This is a genomic window from Amycolatopsis jejuensis (assembly GCF_000717335.1).
GTDB lineage: Bacteria > Actinomycetota > Actinomycetes > Mycobacteriales > Pseudonocardiaceae > Amycolatopsis > Amycolatopsis jejuensis.
Genome location: NZ_JNYZ01000104.1, coordinates 1 through 480, shown reverse-complemented (window position 1 = coordinate 480; position 480 = coordinate 1). Strand labels below are relative to the sequence as shown.

The following is a 480-nucleotide window of genomic DNA, read 5'->3' as shown; positions in this document are numbered from 1 at the left end:
CTGATGACGTGACTGTCGTATGCTGGTGGCATGGAGAAGCTCGGCCTTCGGGAACGGAAGAAGCAGCGGACACGGGAGGCGTTGATCGAAGCGGCCCAGACATTGTTCTGCGCGAACGGTTTCGAGGCCACGACCATCGACCAGATCGCTGATGCGGTCGAAGTTTCGTCGCGGACGTTCTTCCGGTACTTCACGTCGAAGGAGGACGTGGCGCTGGCTCTCGCGGACCAGCAGATCACGGCGGTGCTGGAGGTGTTCGCCGCGCAACCGGCCGGCCTGCGGGTGCTGACCGCGATGCGGGCCGCCGCGGTCGAGGTCATGCGGGCGTACGAGACCGACCCGCGCTTCCACCGCCTGCAGGACGTGATCTCGGTCAACCCTGCGCTGACGGCCGCGCGGATCGAGCGGGCGACCGCGCGGTTCGACGAGGTGGCGCGGCTGATCGGTACCCGGATGGGCGTCGACCCGGGTGTGGACCCC

At 67.7% G+C, this 480-nt stretch carries 1 protein-coding gene; it reads left to right on the top strand.

Annotation, left to right across the window (positions count from 1 at the left end; genetic code table 11):
• Nucleotides 1–30: 30 nt before the first annotated feature.
• The coding region (locus tag OO71_RS45945; protein ID WP_033296437.1) for a TetR family transcriptional regulator at nt 31–480 on the top strand (450 nt) is incomplete at its 3' end.